This is a genomic window from Paenibacillus sp. FSL K6-2441 (assembly GCF_037964765.1).
GTDB lineage: Bacteria > Bacillota > Bacilli > Paenibacillales > Paenibacillaceae > Fontibacillus > Fontibacillus phoenicis.
Genome location: NZ_CP150174.1, coordinates 3,752,800 through 3,770,564 on the forward strand (window position 1 = coordinate 3,752,800; position 17,765 = coordinate 3,770,564).

Annotated in this window: 19 protein-coding genes; 7 read left to right on the top strand and 12 right to left on the bottom strand. The window is 53.5% G+C overall.

What is annotated here, in order from left to right; all coding sequences use genetic code 11:
- Positions 1-59 precede the first annotated feature (59 nt).
- Entirely contained in the window at positions 60-263 is a 204-nt protein-coding gene (locus NSQ80_RS17300; RefSeq protein ID WP_036644968.1) for a YycC family protein, read from the top strand.
- Complete coding sequence (locus NSQ80_RS17305; RefSeq protein WP_009224739.1) at positions 260-490, top strand: hypothetical protein; 231 nt, start codon at positions 260-262, stop codon at positions 488-490. Before NSQ80_RS17300 ends, NSQ80_RS17305 begins: the two co-directional genes overlap by 4 nt.
- Positions 491-595: 105 nt before the next feature.
- Here the strand turns inward: NSQ80_RS17305 and NSQ80_RS17310 are convergent, their stop codons facing one another.
- Together NSQ80_RS17310 and NSQ80_RS17315 are read right to left on the bottom strand one after the other, a co-directional pair.
- The gene (locus NSQ80_RS17310; protein ID WP_260070558.1) at positions 596-1,294 is read right to left on the bottom strand and encodes a DUF2225 domain-containing protein; all 699 of its coding nucleotides are present in this window, start codon (positions 1,292-1,294) and stop codon (positions 596-598) included.
- Between the two features lie 54 nt (positions 1,295-1,348).
- On the bottom strand, positions 1,349-1,726 hold the full coding sequence (locus NSQ80_RS17315; protein ID WP_009224737.1) for a globin: 378 nt from the start codon (positions 1,724-1,726) through the stop codon (positions 1,349-1,351).
- Between the two features lie 398 nt (positions 1,727-2,124).
- Here NSQ80_RS17315 and ylbJ point away from each other — a divergent pair, with 398 nt between their 5' ends.
- The 3 genes from ylbJ to NSQ80_RS17330 all read left to right on the top strand — a co-directional run bounded on the left by ylbJ (position 2,125) and on the right by NSQ80_RS17330 (position 5,814).
- Positions 2,125-3,348, top strand: a complete 1,224-nt coding sequence (ylbJ, locus tag NSQ80_RS17320) for a sporulation integral membrane protein YlbJ (RefSeq protein WP_260070559.1) — start codon at positions 2,125-2,127, stop codon at positions 3,346-3,348.
- A 111-nt stretch (positions 3,349-3,459) separates the two neighbouring features.
- Positions 3,460-4,263 (top strand): NAD kinase, encoded by an 804-nt coding sequence (locus NSQ80_RS17325; RefSeq protein WP_036645006.1) that lies wholly within the window; start codon positions 3,460-3,462, stop codon positions 4,261-4,263.
- Between the two features lie 57 nt (positions 4,264-4,320).
- A complete protein-coding gene (locus tag NSQ80_RS17330) occupies positions 4,321-5,814 on the top strand; it encodes a S41 family peptidase (RefSeq protein WP_339300111.1) in 1,494 nt (497 codons plus the stop codon).
- Positions 5,815-5,844: 30 nt separating this feature from the next.
- On the opposite strand, the gene NSQ80_RS17335 is transcribed toward NSQ80_RS17330, so the two are convergent.
- Together NSQ80_RS17335 and lipA are read right to left on the bottom strand one after the other, a co-directional pair.
- Positions 5,845-6,207, bottom strand: coding sequence for a YutD family protein (locus NSQ80_RS17335; protein WP_009224733.1), 363 nt, complete (start codon positions 6,205-6,207; stop codon positions 5,845-5,847).
- Between the two features lie 20 nt (positions 6,208-6,227).
- Positions 6,228-7,124 (bottom strand): lipoyl synthase, encoded by an 897-nt coding sequence (lipA, locus tag NSQ80_RS17340; RefSeq protein WP_339300113.1) that lies wholly within the window; start codon positions 7,122-7,124, stop codon positions 6,228-6,230.
- Positions 7,125-7,289: 165 nt separating this feature from the next.
- On the opposite strand from lipA, the gene NSQ80_RS17345 reads away from it, so the two are divergent.
- The gene (locus NSQ80_RS17345; protein ID WP_339300115.1) at positions 7,290-8,342 is read left to right on the top strand and encodes a M23 family metallopeptidase; all 1,053 of its coding nucleotides are present in this window, start codon (positions 7,290-7,292) and stop codon (positions 8,340-8,342) included.
- Positions 8,343-8,353: 11 nt separating this feature from the next.
- On the opposite strand, the gene yunB is transcribed toward NSQ80_RS17345, so the two are convergent.
- Positions 8,354-9,244, bottom strand: coding sequence for a sporulation protein YunB (gene yunB, locus NSQ80_RS17350; protein WP_339300117.1), 891 nt, complete (start codon positions 9,242-9,244; stop codon positions 8,354-8,356).
- A gap of 217 nt (positions 9,245-9,461) precedes the next feature.
- Here yunB and NSQ80_RS17355 point away from each other — a divergent pair, with 217 nt between their 5' ends.
- Positions 9,462-9,866 (top strand): hypothetical protein, encoded by a 405-nt coding sequence (locus NSQ80_RS17355; RefSeq protein ID WP_323077697.1) that lies wholly within the window; start codon positions 9,462-9,464, stop codon positions 9,864-9,866.
- On the opposite strand, the gene NSQ80_RS17360 is transcribed toward NSQ80_RS17355, so the two are convergent.
- The 7 genes from NSQ80_RS17360 to NSQ80_RS17390 form a co-directional block, all read right to left on the bottom strand.
- On the bottom strand, positions 9,832-10,800 hold the full coding sequence (locus NSQ80_RS17360; RefSeq protein ID WP_260070563.1) for a sugar phosphate isomerase/epimerase: 969 nt from the start codon (positions 10,798-10,800) through the stop codon (positions 9,832-9,834). The two genes, NSQ80_RS17355 and NSQ80_RS17360, sit on opposite strands and share 35 nt — an antisense overlap.
- Before the next feature lie 32 nt (positions 10,801-10,832).
- Positions 10,833-11,678, bottom strand: coding sequence for a sugar phosphate isomerase/epimerase (locus tag NSQ80_RS17365; protein ID WP_260070564.1), 846 nt, complete (start codon positions 11,676-11,678; stop codon positions 10,833-10,835).
- A 45-nt stretch (positions 11,679-11,723) separates the two neighbouring features.
- Entirely contained in the window at positions 11,724-12,761 is a 1,038-nt protein-coding gene (locus NSQ80_RS17370; RefSeq protein ID WP_339300120.1) for a zinc-binding dehydrogenase, read from the bottom strand.
- A gap of 25 nt (positions 12,762-12,786) precedes the next feature.
- Positions 12,787-13,956, bottom strand: a complete 1,170-nt coding sequence (locus tag NSQ80_RS17375; RefSeq protein ID WP_339300122.1) for a Gfo/Idh/MocA family oxidoreductase — start codon at positions 13,954-13,956, stop codon at positions 12,787-12,789.
- A gap of 25 nt (positions 13,957-13,981) precedes the next feature.
- Positions 13,982-14,965 (bottom strand): ABC transporter permease, encoded by a 984-nt coding sequence (locus NSQ80_RS17380; RefSeq protein ID WP_339300124.1) that lies wholly within the window; start codon positions 14,963-14,965, stop codon positions 13,982-13,984.
- Entirely contained in the window at positions 14,946-16,445 is a 1,500-nt protein-coding gene (locus NSQ80_RS17385) for a sugar ABC transporter ATP-binding protein (protein ID WP_339300126.1), read from the bottom strand. Before NSQ80_RS17385 ends, NSQ80_RS17380 begins: the two co-directional genes overlap by 20 nt.
- A 69-nt stretch (positions 16,446-16,514) precedes the next feature.
- Positions 16,515-17,681, bottom strand: coding sequence for a substrate-binding domain-containing protein (locus NSQ80_RS17390; protein ID WP_339300128.1), 1,167 nt, complete (start codon positions 17,679-17,681; stop codon positions 16,515-16,517).
- Positions 17,682-17,765 lie beyond the last annotated feature (84 nt).

Genomic DNA, 17,765 nt, shown 5'->3' on the forward strand with positions numbered 1-17,765 from the left:
GTGTATGCTAGTAGAGGATGCTCTATTATAACGCTTGTCTGAATACAGGGGGGATTTCCATGAGACCGTTGCAAATATCGGCGGATACCGCCGTGAAATTAGCCGCAAAACTCAAGGTGCCGGTCGAGCACCTTATGCATATGCCGCAGCACATTTTAATGCAAAAAATCGCAGAACTGGCGAAAGAAGAAGCAGGCCAGCCTTCCGCAGAAGCGGAAGCCGGAGATGCCAGCCAAGCCGGTCACGAACCGGAGCATTCATGATCCCCTTTAACCAAACGTGGCCTTATGATGTTGTCATGGGGGACGTGTATGTCCATGAGTGCCCATTTTGCTCCAGCCGTAACGTGCTGCTGCCTCTGAAGCCCCGCGAGTTGAAATCGATCCACGAGGGGAAGAAGAAGCTGCTCGTCTTCCCCTGCTGCGGGAACAAGCTACATGTCCTTGACTGTGACAACGATTACCTGTTAACCGATAAGGTTGTCCGGTAGAAATAACGTAATGTGACCAGGTCGCCTTTAGCGATCTAAAGGGCCGTTTCCTCTGGATACGGCCCTTCGTCATGTCTACGCTTGGATGTCTGCTTGTCCGTTCCGTCAACCGCGCATTTCCTCAGGCAGCTCATGTCCGCCATTCATCATTTCTTCGCGCAGCAGCGCCCATTGCTCGCGGGATGCCCGAATCATCGCCGCATCCATGATCCGCTTGTCATTAATGACGCGCCCAAACCATTTGACTGCGTCGTTGTACTTGCCAATCCGCCGGTTCAGCTCGCCGATCAAATACATCAGGCGGGCATCGCTGCCGCCGACGCCTTCTTTTTCGTAAACGCGGATGTAGGCTTCCAGCGAATACTCCAGAAAACGCTTCTCCTGTTCGACGTTGTTCTTGTATCGATACAACCAAGCAATATGATGCAGCAAGCTGGCAATAATCCGGTCGGTTTCGCCGATGGTTTGTGCGCAAATCAGCGCCAGCTTGTACGTCTCCATCGCAGTCTCCCAATCCCGGCGCCCGCCATAGTCCTTCTGGTTAAACCGGCTGCCGATCGCCTCTTGGAAGAGGGCTCTTTGCCGGTCGGTCAAGCGGGATACCGAATTTTCCGTCGAAGCAAAACCGCAGGACGGGCATACCCGAACGACGTAATAATCCGGATTCTCCTTCTGATAATAGCCGCAAAAATCCGTATCCGTACGTACAGCCCGTTTAAAGCTCGGACGCACACGCGAGGTCGAAAATTCACTCTGGCAATGGATGCAAGTGACCTTGATCTGATAAAGCGGTTCAAGTTCCAAAACGTCCTACTTCCTTTCAATAATCTGCCCTGCCCGGCACATTAGTTCATCGGTCTAAGGTGTGTTCACGAAATGAAAAGCCGGGCCGGACAGACGCTCCAGCACGATCCCTCGCAGCGGCTCCTCGACTCCAATCTCCTCCAGCGCAGCTTTCATGCAGGCCAGCCAAGCCTCGGCGCGTTCCGTCGTCACCGGAAACGGCAAATGCCGGGCACGCATCATCGGATGACCAAAGGCATCAGAGTAGAGGGACGGGCCTCCAAAAAACTGCGACAAGAACATAAATTGCTTCTCCATGACCGGAGTAATGTCTTCCGGGAATAAGGGTCCTAACAACGGATCACGTTGAACCCGCGGATAGAAGGCTTCCACCAACCGCCGAATCGTCTCTTCTCCGCCGAGGTTGTCGTATAAACTCAAGCCTTGATTCATCTGTTCACCGCCTCCGTTTTTCCTTATTATATCAAAAAAAAATAAAAGCTCCTACCAAAGGAGCTTCTACTCGAATGCGGTCTTTCAATCTATCAGTAGCTGCGCCAATCCTCTTCGCCGGGATGGACGAGAGCGGCTCGAATGACATAAACAAAAGCACAGACAAGAATACCTGCGACAATGCTCATGAACATCACTCCATCCTCAAAATTTGGCTGCTGCACCATGTTTGATCAAATGATAGCTGGTACTAAAGTTCTATATTGGTCTTAAGCATCATTTTAGCATAGAAGCTCAAAAATATCAGCCCTTTTTTGAAACCGCTTCCTTTATTTTTTTGTGCTGTTTGTCCCATTCATTTCATACACTTCACTATGATTTGATGTGGAGGCGTACCCATGAAATTCCAACGCTTAACGGCTGTTTTGTTGCTCGTTGCCGCGCTGATGCTGGCCGTTCTGATGGCCTGTTACCCGGAAGCTTCCTGGCAGGCAGGGGTTCGCGGCCTCGCCATCTGGTGGGACGTGCTGTTCCCGTCCCTATTCCCGTTCTTCGTCATATCCGAAGTGCTGCTAGGCTTTGGGATTGTGCATTTTCTCGGCAAGCTGCTGGACCCGCTGATGAAGCCCTTGTTTCGGATCCCGGGCAGCGGCGGGTTCGTGCTGGCGATGGGGTTTGCTTCCGGCTACCCCGTCAGCGCCAAGCTGGCGACCAAGCTGCGCGAGCAACGGCTCGTTTCCCGTGTAGAGGGAGAACGACTTGTCTCGTTCACGACGTCATCCGACCCCATCTTTCTCATCGGGGCGGTCTCTGTCGGCTTCTTTGGCAATCCGAAGCTGGCCGGGGCGCTCGCTTTGACCCATTATGGAGGGGCCCTGCTGATCGGCCTGGTCATGCGCTTCTACCGTCCGGACCGAAACTTGCCGGCAGATCCCGGTGAAGGCGATGAATCCGGGCGCTTCAGCCTGAAGCTGGCGCTTAAGGCCATGCATGAAGCCCGGGTTCAGGACGGACGCAGCCTCGGAGAGCTGCTGCGGCAGGCAGTTGCCTCCTCCCTGCAGCTGATGACCGTAGTAGGCGGCCTGGTCGTATTTTTTTCCGTGATCCTGGAGGTGCTCACCGCTTCGGGCTTCATGGGCTTCCTATATACCGGGTTCCAACAGCTGCTGCCGCTGCTGGGTCTGCCCAGCCAGTTAGCCGAGCCCCTCATGGGCGGCTTGTTTGAAGTCACCTTGGGCGCTAAAGCATCCGCGGCGCCGGAGGGAATCCCTTTGCAGTTCAAAGCCGCAGCAGCAGCTTTCATTCTCTCTTGGGGGGGCTTATCGGTTCATGCCCAAGTGGCCAGCATCTTAAATGGAGCTGACCTGCGTTATTTTCCTTTTCTAATCGCTAGGCTCCTTCATGCCGTGATTTCCGCCGGGCTGTTGCTGCTTCTCTGGAACCCCCTGATGGGGGCCGCGCCGGCGTGGGCGATTCATCCTCCTGAGTTTGGAGGCCAAGAAGTGCTTTACGGTTGGGGGGCTGTTCCGGGAGCGTCCCGTTTCTTCCTGGTGACCCTGGCCATCCTACTTATTTTGTCATTCCTGGCCGAAATCATTCGCCGCCAGCGGCACCGAAAATGAAACGTTGTGTTCTGCGGACGAATTGATTATGATCTTTACAAAAGGATATTCAAGCGCATGTTCAAAATAATGTTCGTTTTTGAACAGCCTTTTTCAAAGGAGCTTGTCAACTTGAGATACTTTGTACTTGACCGCGGCGATCAGCTGTCTGTGGAATTAAGCCAAACCTTTCATAAGCTTGCTGCGCAGCATGGGCTTGAGCTGGATGCGAAATCCCCGGACATCGTTGTCTCCATCGGCGGAGACGGAACAATGCTTCATGCCTTCCATACGTTTATCGATCAGATTCCTTCCATCGCATTCGTAGGAATTCACACGGGCCATCTGGGCTTTTACGCCGACTGGAAAGCCGACGAAATTCCTGAGCTGGTGGAAATGATGAGCGGTCATGCAGATCCCGGCTTGCTCAGGCCGCGCATCGTCCGTTACCCCTTAATCGATCTGGAGATTCAGAAGAGATCGGGCAGCTCTTCCCACATTTGCTTAAACGAATTTACGCTGAAGGGCGTCGATGGCACTGTGGTTGCCCAAGTGGACATCAATGACCAAATGTTCGAAATGTTTCGCGGCGACGGCATTTGCGTATCCACCCCCTCCGGCAGTACTGCCTATAACAAGAGCTTGGGGGGAGCGATGATCCATCCGACGATTGAAGCGCTGCAGATCACAGAGATCGCTTCGATCAACAATCGGGTGTTCCGGACGCTAGGCTCTCCGTTGGTGCTGCCCAAGCATCATCATTGCGACATTTATTCGCGCAAGGAACAGCGCTTATTGCTGACCATTGACCACGTCAACCTGCCGATGGACGATCTAGTGTCCGTACGCTGCCAGGTGTCGGATCAGAAGATCAGCTTTGTCCGTTATCGGCCGTTTCCGTTTTGGAACCGGGTCCGCAATGCGTTCCTGGACTAATCGGCAGGTCTGACAAGCTCTTTGGATATCGAAAATATTGTAAAGGAAGAACTGAATATGATCTTAAGCTCATTCCGCAAGTATGCATTCATCCCGATGTTGTCCCTCGCCTTGCTGGGCTTGCCCCAGACGGTTGGAGCGGCCGGGACGGCAGGCGCTGCCGGTACCACCGCAGCTGGAACGATCATTCAGCTGGGAACGTCAGAAACCTCCACAGACCTTCAGACACTTCAGGAAGTGCTGAACTACCTGGAAGCCTACAACATTGAAGGCGTTGAGCGTCAGGAGTTTCTCGATAATGCGATACGCGGCATGGTTTATACGCTGGACGATCCCTATAGCGATTACTATTCCAAGGATGAACTGGAGAGCTTCGAGAATAGCGTAAATCAGGAGTTCGTTGGCATCGGAGTTACGCTTCGCTTCTATAACAACAAGCTGTACATCACCGACGTGTTGCCCAATTCTCCAGCCTCCAAAGCCGGCCTTCTGGCAGGCGATATCATCACCAAGGTGGATGCGAAGCCGGTAACCAGCAGCGAGGATGTCGCACGGATTCAAGGGGAGGAAAATACCCAAGTCACCATTACGATCAACCGGAACGGACAGGCTCTAGTATTTCCGATCACAAGAGCGCATTTCTCATTGCCTTCCGTCACCGGCAAGGTCATTCCTTCCAGCAAGGTCGGCTACATCGCCGTGACCTCCTTCTCCGATACAGCGGATGAGGAATTTGCGCAAAAATTAGCCGCCCTGCGCAAGGAAGGGATTGGCGCTCTCGTACTGGACCTGCGTGACAATCTTGGCGGTTACGTCGAATCGGCGGCCAACATCGCCAAGCAGTTCATGAAGGAGGGGATCCTGATGTACACCTCCGGCCAAAGCGGAGAGCTGCAGCCCGTTGAAATCACGGGTGGCCAAGACATCGGGATGCCGGTCGTGGTGCTGACCAACGGCCTGACCGCCAGCGCATCGGAAATCTTAACGGGGGCGCTGCGCGACAACGGAATCGCCAAGGTTGTGGGGGATCAAACTTACGGGAAGGCGCGCATTCAGAACGTATTCCCGCTGTCCAACGGCAGCTCATTGAAGCTGACAGTCCAAGCCTACTTGACGCCAAATAAGCTGGATTTCAACCATGTGGGGCTGAAGCCGGACGTTGAGGTGAAGAACAATGCAGCAGCGCAGTTGATTACCGGGATGTATGCAGCCGGGGTACGGCATATCAGCGTATCCGGCGGACCTGCCTCGCTGAACATTAACGGAGCGGCTTTCCCGGGATATATCGATGTGATTCAGGACGGCAAACTCATTTACGCCCCTTCCCGCTTATTATCGTCGCTGATTCAAGGAACGCCGGTGTGGGATTCGAAGAACGGGAAGTTAACCATCACCGATTCGCTTGGGAAGCAAACCGGATTTACCTTGGCTGCCAAAACGATCAAAGTTGTAGATGGTGAAGCTTATCTCGAGCTGCACGAGTTCCAGAAGAAATATCCGAAGCTGACATGGAGCTATAAACAAGGTATACTGAACTTATCTATGAAGTAATAACATAAAACAACAGAAACGGCCTCCCGATTATTCGGGGGCCGTTTCTGTTTCCTGTACTTGAACGTCTTTACCGTTTCCGGCATCTTTGTCCTTCGCTGCGTCCTTGTCCTTATGGTTGTCCCGCACCTTCTGAAGAACGAAATAAGCACAGCCGAAATTGCAGTATTCGTTAATATAATCCGTGATGCCGGAATACGCGGTATCCCGATTGGCCTTGGGATGGTTGTCCCGCAGAAAACCCTTGAGGCGGAGCTTCTCGTAACCCCAATCCCCAATAATGTAATCATAGCGGTCAAGCACTTCGCTGTAACGCTGCTTAAACGCTTCAGGATCCCACGCATCCCGATAATTCCGAATCAATTCGTAGGTTCTGCCGCCAATTTGAATCAAAGCTCCATCCTCCTTTCGGTTTACGGCAAAACGGGTACGCTGGCTTGTTTCTTGGCCGATTGGACCTGTTCATGCGCGTGATACGAGCTGCGCACGAGCGGGCCGGATTCCACGTGGCTGAAGCCGCGCTTCATGCCTTCTTCCTTCAGCTCTGCAAACTGTTCAGGCTTATAATACTTCTCTACGCGCAGGTGCTGCGGAGTAGGCTGCAAATATTGCCCGATCGTCAAAATATCGCAGTCCACGGCCCGCAGATCGTCCATCGCCTGCAAAATCTCGTCCCACTCTTCCCCGACACCCAGCATAATGCTGGACTTCGTTGGAATCTCCGGCCGCATCTCCTTCGCCCGCCGGAGCAGCTCCAAGGAGCGGCGGTATTTCGCCTTCGCGCGAACGCGGTCAGATAACCGTTCCACCGTTTCGATGTTGTGGTTCAGAATATCCGGCTTCGCATCCATCACGATCCGCAGCGCTTCCTCATCCCCCTGAAAATCTGGAATAAGCACTTCTACGCTGCAGAACGGCAAGCGTTCCCGGATCGCCTTAATCGTCCCGGCAAAAATGCTTGCCCCGCCGTCCTTCAAATCGTCCCGGGCTACGCTGGTCACAACGCAGTGTCGCAATTTCATCTGCTCCGCTGCTTCAGCCACGCGCTGCGGCTCCTGCAAATCGAGCTCAGTTGGCATCCCGGTATTTACCGCACAGAAGCGGCATGCCCGCGTACAGATATCGCCTAAAATCATAAACGTTGCCGTCCGGTTGGCCCAGCACTCATATATATTCGGACAACGCGCTTCTTCGCAAACGGTATGCAAAGTTTTGGAGCGCATCATCTGCTTGATGTCTTGATAGTTGTCACCTGTCGTCAATTTGATACGAATCCAATCCGGTTTCGGTTCCTGGATTTGTTTAGCCAAAGCGCAAGACCTTCCTTCTTGTGATATAAGCTGTAGCGCCATTTATTATATCATGAAACCGCTGGAAAAACCTACTTCGCATATGGAATAAAAAAACAGCGTTTGCCTCAATCTAAGAGGGTCACGAATCGCGTGCAAAATAAAGGCGAAGGAGGAATACTTGCCTTGAAGTCTCAACGGTTTGCCCGCGGCAAAGCGCTCTGGTGCATCGCCTGCGTGATGCTGATTACCTCATTTTGGCCGATATCCGGCATAGGCGCTGCAGAGGCGAACGCTCCAGGAACAGCAGAGAAGGCGGTAGTCAGCGTATATCAGCAACGACGCACCTTGTACGAAGAAATGGAGTTGTTGACGAATGTTCCCTGGTATTGGCTTGCGGCTGTGGATCAATATGAACGCACCATCACGCCGCGTAAGGAACAACAGCAAGAGCAGCGCGTAACCGGATTTCGATTCAAGGAAGCGTTCTGGACTGGGCCGCTGAATCCCGATCCCGAGGACCGGAATCCGGCCACCATCGAACTGTTTGGCGGTGTCGGGAAAGACGCCACCGCAGATGGCGCGGCCGATCCGAAGAACGATCGAGATGCCTTGTACACCTTGGCTTCTTACTTAACCAGCTTTGGCTATCAAGATGAGGATTTCCGCATCGCCTTATGGCGTTATTATCAAAATGATGCTGCCGTCGAACGGATTCGCCAATTCGCGAAAATGTACAAGCACTGGGGCAAGCTGGACTTAACGGACAGCGCCTTTCCGCTTCCGCTGCGCAGTTCCTATACCTATCGCGATACCTGGGGAGATCGGCGCGGCTGGGGCGGCCTCCGAATCCATGAGGGAACGGATATTTTTGCCCCGATGGGCGTCACGGTACGCAGCGTCTGCTACGGGATTGTGGAAACAAAAGGTTGGAACCCCTACGGGGGCTGGCGCATCGGTATCCGGGATATCCAAAACCGATACCACTATTATGCGCATCTGCAAGGTTATGAGAAAGGAATCGAGGTCGGTCATTTCGTCGAACCCGGGCAAACGATCGGCTGGGTCGGTAGCAGCGGATATGGCCCGCCAGGAACGTCGGGAAAATTCCCGCCGCATCTGCATTACGGAATCTATCGGGATACGGGAAGCACGGAATGGGCGTTTGATCCTTACCCTCTGCTGAAGAATTGGGAGCAAGCCGAACGTTCCAAAAAAAATAAAAGGGCGACCAAATAATCGGCGCCCTTTTATTCATGTCCCCCCGCATCGGATGTCTCTGAGCTTTCCGACTCCTCCGAGCTTGATCCCTTGTTCCCGGCCCCTGTATTCCCAGCGGAATTGGAATCCCCTGTTCCTCCAGTTCCATCCGGCAAAACCGCTTTATCCTTTGTTAGCGGCTCGGTCGTATCCTTGTCACCGGGCAGCACCGGAAGCGCAATGTTGGGTGCATTTGCCTGGCCTTCACCAACCGGGTTGCCCTTACTGTCATAGTAGTACATCGGCACATCTCCGACCACAAGCAGGTAGGACACCGGGATTTCCGTTTCGACCGTCTGCGACTCCATGTCAAACGGGACGACTACGGCCAGCTCCGTTTTTACCCGTAGGTACACTTCGACAAGAATCATATTAATCCCGGCATCCTGTTGCCGGGTATTCAGGTCAACCTTCACATCCCCTTTGGGCTCGATTTTGATCGGGATGCTGGGACCAAAGGAAGCCAGGATCGGACTGCCGAGAGCTTGCCCCAGCGGGATGGATTCCGATAATCGGGCGACTTCCACCAGCGTATGCCGCACCGTTTGAATCGTTTCAGACGTCACCTTCATATGGGCCGAGTAGTTGAGCATAAACCCGGTAATTTTCCCGTTATCGCCCATCTTCCAATCGATCAATTCTTCGACCTGTTGTTGATTCGCCACCTGCGCGGTGATGGCGTCGTTAATGGATTCCGTAGCGATTTGTTTCACTCGAATTTGCGCCAGATGAATGATCGGCCCTGTCATCCGGCGTTCGACATACTGCACAAATTGCACCAAGCCGATCACCGTGATGATCACAAGAACGATCCAAATCGTCCGTCTATGCTTCGGCCGCCTTGTTCGGCTTCGCCATCCGCGTCGTCGTCGTATCCGCATGTTTCAGCCCCCCTGCAGCGGTAACACTACTATACAAATTATGCCGGACAGGAAAAAAAAAGAAGGACGAAGCGGATTGCTTGGCGCTTTGCCCTTGTTTTTCAAGCTTTTTTGTTTTATAGTTCATTAGAATCGTTTGTTGGTAAATTATACTTAATCATTGCTACAAATCGCAAATTATACAAAATATAAACCGTCTTGCAAGGGGATTTTCAGCATGAACAGCTCCAAAAAGTTTTTGTATCAGGTCGTCGGCAATTTGCACAAAGATCAATTGGAATTCAAGGTCACGCCATGGAAACTGCTGATCGAAACAAACCGTTATTATGAAATCAAAGCGGCAACCGGCCCCGTAAAAAGACTGTATAAAGAGAAGCTCAACACCGCCGTGCTGGAAACGAAGCATTACTGCGACGGCAGGTTGATAGCTTCCGTGTTTTGCAGGGAGGGACATATTGAGGAAGCCGAGCGAATCATCATCAATCATCTGGCGGCAAAAATCGATACATACATGAAAGATTTGCAATTAAACCAAAAAGCGCTCTGCGTGAAATTAAACTGCCCTGAAAGCGCCGGTAATCACGCCTTTAAGCCCACCAAGCATCAACAGGAGGTTCGGTGAGCATGCATTCTTTTAAAAATCCCACCGCTTTGGAGAGTCCCTCATGCACCGAAGCCAATCCGTCTTCATGCTCGATGCTGATGACGTTATCGTAGCCTGCCATTCTTAGCGTGCTGACGATTTCTTTCCAGACCGACGCGTCATGACCCCAGCCTACGCTGCGGAAAGTCCAGGAACGGTTCAGCCAATCGGTATAAGGTTTGGTGTCCAGCACGCCGTTACGGGCCACATTCCTCGAAGACAGGTTCGTATCCTTCGCATGAACATAAAATAAGGCGTCCTGCTCCGCCAGCATCCGAATCGCTTCCGCAACATCGATGCCCTGCCATAACAAATGGCTCGGGTCGAGGTTCGCTCCGAGGTTGGGGCCGGTATGCTCGCGCAATTTAAGGCAAGTTTCCGGATTGTACACCAGGAATCCGGGATGCATTTCCAGAGCGATTTTTACGCTGTGGCTTCTGGCAAACCGCTCTTCATCTTTCCAATAGGGGATGGCAACCTTCTGCCACTGCCATTCCAACGTTTCCAAATATTCAGGCGGCCACGCGCAGGTGACCCAGTTTGGCCGCTTGGCATCCGGCGAATCGCCCGGACATCCTGAAAATCCGACCACCGTGTCCACTCCCAGCTTGGAAGCGAGCAGAACCGTTTTCCTCCAAGCTTCGTGGTACTCCCGGGCGAGCTCCTTATTCGGATGGAGCGGGTTGCCGTGGCAACTAAGCGCCGAGATCGTCAGCCCTCTCTCTTGAATCGCGGCCAAAAACCGATCTCTCTTGCGCTCGTCGGTCAATAGCAGATCGGCATTCAAGTGAGCGCTGCCCGGATATCCTCCTGTACCGATTTCAACCGCTTCAATACCGTAGCTCTTCACCCGGTCGAGCATATCCTCGAACGGCAGATCTTGAAATATAACGGTAAACACGCCTAACTTCATCCCGCTCATCCTCCTTTATTCCAGCTACATAACTACTCCCAATCCAGTTCCTTCAATTTCGCTCTCACATATTCGATGGAAGTTTTCGCATACCAGTCCGGCTCCGCCTGCCGCGTATGGAACCCGACTTCCATGGAAAGGTAACCGTCGTAATTGATCGCTTTGAGCGCTTTGAAGACTTCCGTAAAGTCGCAGCGTCCTTGTCCCGGAGGCAGGCGGTCGCTGTCCGCCAGATGCACATGATGCAGCTTGTCCGCCATCCGGTACACATAATCGCTTGCCACTTCGTTGCGGTACAGGGCATGGAAGGTGTCGAACATGACTTTGACGTTGGACAGGCCCGACTGTTCGCTTAGCAGCAGCGCATCGTCGGCGGTTTCGATTAGATTGCTGTCCGCCGGCGTCGGTTCGACAACGATCGTAATGCCGAGCTCCTTCGCATAGTTGCCGATTTCGACGAGCCCCTCCAGGCTGTAATTCCAGGCGTCCGACTGCGGCGTGCCGTACACGACCCAACCGGCAATGTACATGACGGTAGGACATTCCCAATCATGGGCTAAACGAAGCACATCCTTGTAATGATTGATCGTGTACCGGCGCTCCTCCGCGATCGGCGAGCTTGGATTGTTGCCGGGCCCGCCCCCCGGAGCGGGCAGCATCGACGATACCTTCAGATTCTCCGCTTTGAGCAGCTTCAGAATGTCGGCGCGGCGTTCCTTCGTCACCGTCTCAGGCCAGGCATGCGGGCTGGCGCAGCCAATTTCAATGCCGTCATAACCGAAGGAAGCGATTCTGCGGATCGCCTCTTCCAGCGGGTAAGAAGGAACCCATACCGGGAACCCGCTGTACGTCCAAGTGTTGAATGAGATGCCTTTCATATTCGATCTCTCCTTATATGGAATAAATTAGGGTATCCGGCTTCTTTATTCCCAGACGAACACGGCTTTTTCCGTTTTTCTCTCATCGAACATCCGGAACGCCGTTTCCGCCTCCTCGATCTTGAAGGTGTGCGATACCAGCTTTTCCACCGGCAGACGCTTATCCTGAATAAACTTAGCGATCTCGTCATATTCGAAAATCGGGAAATACCAGGAGCCCATCACCGTTATCTGTTTACGGATCAATTGCTCGCTCGGCTTGATCGTTACTTCTTTGCCCTCTCCAATAAAGGCGGCTCGGCCGTGCGGGCGAAGGCTGTCCAGAATCGTATTTTGCGCAACCGGATTGCCGGAGCAGTCGATGCCTGCGTCGACGCCGCGTCCGCCCGTGATCTCCAACAGACGCTCCAATACATTTTCCTTGGCGTTAATCGTATAGTCCGCGCCGAGCTCTTTGGCGATCTCCAGGCGCTCGTCCAGCATATCCACGGCAATCACCGTCGCTCCCAGCCCTTTAGCCACCATGACGCCAGCGCCGCCCATCGGACCGAGGCCAAAGATCACAATGGTGTCGCGGCCGCTGACGGCCAGTCTTTTCTGGGCATGGTACAGGGTGCCTACGGCATCCGTGGACACCGCGGCCGTAACATAGCTCATGCCGTCCGGAATTCTCATGCAGTTGTCCTCCGGTACAGCGATGTAGTCGGCGTCCCCGCCATGCCGGTCAAACCCGATGCACTTCCATTCTTTACAGAACATTTTATAGCCGCTCTTGCAGAACTGGCATTCGCCGCAGCCGACCGCCAGATAGACCGCTACCCGGTCGCCGGGCTTGAAGCGCTCAACGCCCTCACCTGTCTGTACGATTTGTCCGGCCGGCTCATGGCCCGGATACACGGCTCCGGTATTGCCTTGCCCGACGACGCCTTTGTTCCCGTAATACAAGCTCATGTCGCTGCGGCAAATCGCCGACGCCTTCATTTGGATCAGCACTTCTCTCGGGCCCGGAGCCGGAATCGGCACCTCCCTGATCTCCACCGCTTTGTTCCCCGGAAAACTGACCGCTTTCATCGTCGTACTCATGTCTGGTCCCTCCCAATTTTTTTTATTAGAGCAGATGCTGAACCTGAACCCATCGTTTTTGCTCATGGCTTTGCAGAATCGCATCCGTAATACACATCGATAAGTGCCCGTCTTCAAAGGTGGCAAAATCCGCCCTTTCCTTAAGCAGATCTTTCCCCTCCCGGATAAAGGTGTAATAGCGAAGCATCATATTTTTGATCGAATCCGGCCAGCCTTCGGTATGTCCTCCGGGATAATGAACCGCGTCCCTCGCTCCTTCATAGAACAGCCCCGGGTCCGCCATCAGCGTCTGATTCGGCTGGTCCCTATGCCCGATCCACAGCCGGGCAGGCTCTTCCTGGTCCCAGAACACGGATTTTTCGCTTCCGCTTAGCTCGAAGCTGAGCCGGTTCTTGCGGCCTGCGCTTACTTGCGAAACGGTAAACACCCCTTTAGTGCCGTCTTCAAAATGAATCAACACCGACGCATAATCCTCCGTGCTGACCTCCACCGGGTCATAGCCATCGCCGTCCGGCGCCTGGCCGCTGTACGTGACTTGGGCTACCTTCGGTTTTTTGCGCACCGGATGTACGGTCCAAAGGTCGGCGAACACTTCCTTAATCCGCTTCCCGGTCACATACTGCACCGTATCGCACCAGTGGGAGCCGATATCCGCCACAGCGCGGGATTTTCCGCCCACCTCCTTAGCCAGCCGCCAGTTGAAATCCGTGTCGTACAGGAGCCAATCCTGCTGGTAGCCGCCGTGAACAAGGTAGACACTGCCGAGATCGCCACGTCGAACCATTTCCGCAACCTGTTTCATCATAGGGTACTGTCTGTAGTTAAAGTTGACTCCATGGACAACCCCTTTTTCTCTCGCCAGCCTAACCAGCTCCGCGCTTTCCTTGGCATCCATGGCCAGCGGCTTTTCCGACAGTACATGTTTGCCCGCTTCCATGATCGCTTTGTTGATTTCAAAATGCAGATGGTTGGGCGTACAGTTGTGAACCGCGTCGATGTCCGGATCGCTAAGCAGTTCCTTGTAATCCCCGTAAGCCTTAGGAATATTCAGCTTCTCGGCGACAGCCCGGGCTTTTTCCTCATTTTGCTCGGCGATGGCGACGACCTGAACGAATCCCAGCCTGCGGATCGCTTCGGTATGGGCCGGTCCGATAAATCCGCTCCCGATAATGCCAACGTTGATCGTCTTGTTCATCTCTTTGTCCTCCCCAATTCGGTTCTTATTTCTTCATCGCTTTTTTGCCGAAAGCTACCGCCAGAATAATAATCAATCCCTTAATGATCATTTGCTGGCTGACGTCCAGTCCCATAATGATCAGCCCGTTGTTAATCGTTCCGATCATGAGCGAGCCGACAACCGTGCCAATGATCGTGCCCACTCCTCCGAACAGGCTAGTGCCGCCCAGAATGACCGCGGCAATAACCGACAGCTCGTCTCCTTCGCCGAAGGAAAATCGTCCGGCGTTCATGCGCCCCGCATACAAGAGCCCGGCCAATCCGGCCATAAAGCCCGTGCCCAAGAACACCCAAAGCTTCACTTTCATCGTCTTGACGCCGGAGAAACGCGCCGCGCTCTCGTTCCCGCCGGTCGCCAGCACTTGCCGGCCAAAGGAGGTTTTGCGAAGCAGAATATGGGCGATCACCGTGAAGACTAAAGTCCAAATCAGCAGAATCGGCACAGGACCGATATCCCCCGATCCGAAAATAAAGTTGAACTGTTCATGGACAATGGATACCGGAGCCGTTCCCGTAATCCACATCGCCATCCCTTTGACCGCCCCCATCGTCCCTAAGGTAACGAGGAAGGAGGGGATCGCCACCTTGGTCACCAGAAGCCCGTTAATGAGGCCGATGATAAGGCCCGCGCCTACCCCGGCGATCAAGCCGCCAAGAAGCCCGAATCCGGCTTGCAGCGCAAGCGCGCCGACCAGCGAGGATAGGGCGGTGATGGAGCCGACCGACAGGTCGATTTCTCCCGTGCTAATGACGAAGGTCATGGCAAGCGCCATCAGCGTAATGGTCGTCGTCTGCCTTACGATATTGAGCAGATTGCCGACCGTAAGGAATCCGTCGTCAAACAGCATGACGGAAAAATAAATGAACACGCCTACAAACGCCAAATAAACGATATAATTCCGCCAATCGAATTTTTTGAGGCTAAGCGCCGTTTTGGCCGTCTGCACGTTAGAATCCCTGGATTGCATATTGCAGCTCCTCCTCTGATTGAATGTCTCTGCGATCAAGTTCTCTTTTGACGCGTCCTTCATGCAGCACGATCACCCGATCGCTAAGCGCCAGAAGTTCGGGGAGTTCCGAAGAAACAACAACAATTCCTTTGCCGCTGTCGGCCATTTCCCGCACGATATCAATGATTTCCGTCTTCGCTCCGATATCCACGCCGATGGTCGGCTCGTCCAGCAGCAGCACCGTCGGTTCGTTAGCCAGCCATTTGGCCAAGACGATTTTTTGCTGATTGCCTCCGGACAGAAGATTCACCTGCTTAAAAATGCCATCCGTCTTAATATTCAGCTTCCGCACAAAGCGCTCGCTGATTTGGTTCGATTTTCTGTCGTCCAGTAGCAATCCTTTCTTCAGCTTGGACAACATCGGCAGGATCATGTTCTCCTTTACGCTGTGCTGAAGCACCAGTCCCTGCATCCGCCGGTCCTCCGGGATCAGCGCCAGCCCGGCTTCGATCGCGTCGCGCACGCTGCCGATCTTCTTTGGCTTCCCTTCGATCAAAATTTCGCCGCTTTCGATGGGCGCGATTCCGAAGATCGCCCGCAATAGCTCCGTTCTTCCGCTTCCCATTAGCCCGGCTATGCCGACAATTTCTCCCGGGTAGACGCGCAGGCTGACATCCTTAACCTTCGTTCCCGATGTCAGCTTCTTCACTTCCAGCACCGGCGTCAAATCGGTCGAATAGCTCCGCTCTTTCCACTCAAACGCTTTGTTGAACTCCATGCCCACGATATGCTGGATCACCGTATCCATATCCGTCTCGGCGATCACTTCCGTCGTAACCTTCTTCCCGTCTCTCATCACGGTGACGCGGTCGCAGATTTGAAAAATTTCATCCATCCGGTGGGAAATATAGATGATGGAATAATCTTTTTCTTTCAGACGTCTGATAAAAGAGAACAAAATTTCCGTTTCGCTCTTGGTCAGCGAAGAGGTCGGTTCATCCATGATCAATATTTTGGCTTCCTGCGACAGCGCTTTGGCGATTTCGGTCATCTGCCAATAGCCGACGCCCAGATTTTGCACCAGTTCCGTAGGCTTGATGTTTACGCCGAGTTCATGGAGAAGCCGCTCCGTCTTGCGCTCGTTCTCCTTATCGTCAAGCAGACCTGCCGCCGTTTTGGCTTCCCTGCCGAGAAAAATATTCTGGGACACGGTTAACGTGGGAATTAAGCTGAACTCTTGGAAAATCATCGAAATTTTATTCTTTTGCGCGTCCTCGAAACTTTTGATGCTTACCGGCTCGCCATCGATATAAATCTCTCCCTGATCGGCGTTGTAAACTCCAGTCAGTATTTTCATCAGCGTCGATTTTCCGGCTCCATTCCCGCCCATCAAGGCGTGTACTTCGCCCTTTTTTAAGGAAAAGTCAACGTTTTGCAGAACCTTGACGCCGTTAAACGCTTTGCTGATGCCTTTCATTTCGAGTACGTTACGGTCCATGATGTCTCACCTTCTTTACCAGGAAGCAAGGGAACGGTTTGCAGGCCGTCCCCGCTTCCGCAAATTTGGTTACTTTGCCGCGGCGTTCTTCACGCTGTCGGGAGCGTCTACGCCGTAGATCAGCTTCCAGCTCTCAAGCACATTCTCTTTGGTGACTTTGATCGCCGGAGAAGCCACGTAAGCGGGCGCCTCCTTGCCCAACAGGGCATAGCCTGCCAGGATCGCCTGCGCTACCCCCTGGTCATATGGAAGCTGCGCGCCAAGCCCTTTCACAATGCCGTCCGAAGCAATCGAGATCGCGACGTTGGTTCCCAGATCGACTGTCGTCACCACCAGATCATTTCGCCCTGCCGTGCGGGCCGCGGCCATCACGCCTTCTGCCGGCACGTCCCAGGGAGCAAAGATGCCGTCGATATCGGGATACTTGGTTAGCATTCCGGCAGCAACCTCCTGCCCTTTATTGGGATCTGTAATACCGCCCTTGGTGACGATTTCAATATTCGGGTATTTTTCTTTTATCGTCGCTTCAAAAGCATCCGAACGGTTCTTCGTCACAAAGAAGTTCACGTCATGGTACACGATGCCGACTTTGCCTTTCCCGCCAAGCTTTTCGGCCATAATGTCAGCCGCCAGGACGCCGTTGCCGTAGTTGTCGCCCGACACGATGCTGATATAATCCTTGCCTGCGACAAGCCCGTCAGCCGCCCCATCCATAAATACCAGCTTGACGCCTTGCTGAACGGCTTTCTTGTAAGCGCCCGCGGTCGATACCGAATCGACCGGCACGGAAATCATCACATCCGGCTTCTTGGCGAGCACGGTTTCGATATCGTTCACCTGCTTCTCCGCCTTGAACTGCGCATCCGTTACGGCTATGACTTCGATGCCCATTTGTTTGAACGTATTCTTCATGGCGTTCACAGCGGCGGACATATAGTCCGTACCGGAGTAGTGCATGACAATCGCCGCTTTGTATTTCCCTTCCTTGATCTTCTGAAGCTCCTCCTCGGTAAGCTTCAGCGACTTGGCCGATACGGCCTGCACGCCGCTCGGACCTTTATCGAGCACCTCGAGGTCGGGAATATTCGGGTTGATCGTAAGCGGCCCCGAAGTGGCGCTGTAATTCGGATTCTCCTGCCCGGCTCCGGTGTTGGTTGCGGCGTTTTGCTTGCCGCAGCCTGCAATCGCAAGACTAAGCGCAAGCGCCAGGCAAGTTCCCATCCATACTTTTTTCATTTTGTTCCCCCCTGGTATTTTGTGATCGCTTTCAAGCTGTCCCCCGGCTGCTTGATACCCACAGTATAGAGCGCCGGATCGGCT

Excerpts from the sequence above, each read along its gene's own strand:
- NSQ80_RS17300 (WP_036644968.1), top strand. The coding sequence starts at position 60 with ATGAGACCGTTGCAAATATCGGCGGATACCGCCGTGAAATTAGCCGCA.
- NSQ80_RS17305 (WP_009224739.1), top strand. The coding sequence starts at position 260 with ATGATCCCCTTTAACCAAACGTGGCCTTATGATGTTGTCATGGGGGAC.
- NSQ80_RS17315 (WP_009224737.1), bottom strand. The coding sequence starts at position 1,726 with ATGAATCAAGGCTTGAGTTTATACGACAACCTCGGCGGAGAAGAGACG.
- ylbJ (WP_260070559.1), top strand. The coding sequence starts at position 2,125 with ATGAAATTCCAACGCTTAACGGCTGTTTTGTTGCTCGTTGCCGCGCTG.
- NSQ80_RS17330 (WP_339300111.1), top strand. The coding sequence starts at position 4,321 with ATGATCTTAAGCTCATTCCGCAAGTATGCATTCATCCCGATGTTGTCC.
- yunB (WP_339300117.1), bottom strand. The coding sequence starts at position 9,244 with ATGCGGATACGACGACGACGCGGATGGCGAAGCCGAACAAGGCGGCCG.
- NSQ80_RS17355 (WP_323077697.1), top strand. The coding sequence starts at position 9,462 with ATGAACAGCTCCAAAAAGTTTTTGTATCAGGTCGTCGGCAATTTGCAC.
- NSQ80_RS17360 (WP_260070563.1), bottom strand. The coding sequence starts at position 10,800 with ATGAAGTTAGGCGTGTTTACCGTTATATTTCAAGATCTGCCGTTCGAG.
- NSQ80_RS17365 (WP_260070564.1), bottom strand. The coding sequence starts at position 11,678 with ATGAAAGGCATCTCATTCAACACTTGGACGTACAGCGGGTTCCCGGTA.
- NSQ80_RS17370 (WP_339300120.1), bottom strand. The coding sequence starts at position 12,761 with ATGAGTACGACGATGAAAGCGGTCAGTTTTCCGGGGAACAAAGCGGTG.
- NSQ80_RS17375 (WP_339300122.1), bottom strand. The coding sequence starts at position 13,956 with ATGAACAAGACGATCAACGTTGGCATTATCGGGAGCGGATTTATCGGA.
- NSQ80_RS17380 (WP_339300124.1), bottom strand. The coding sequence starts at position 14,965 with ATGCAATCCAGGGATTCTAACGTGCAGACGGCCAAAACGGCGCTTAGC.
- NSQ80_RS17385 (WP_339300126.1), bottom strand. The coding sequence starts at position 16,445 with ATGGACCGTAACGTACTCGAAATGAAAGGCATCAGCAAAGCGTTTAAC.
- NSQ80_RS17390 (WP_339300128.1), bottom strand. The coding sequence starts at position 17,681 with ATGAAAAAAGTATGGATGGGAACTTGCCTGGCGCTTGCGCTTAGTCTT.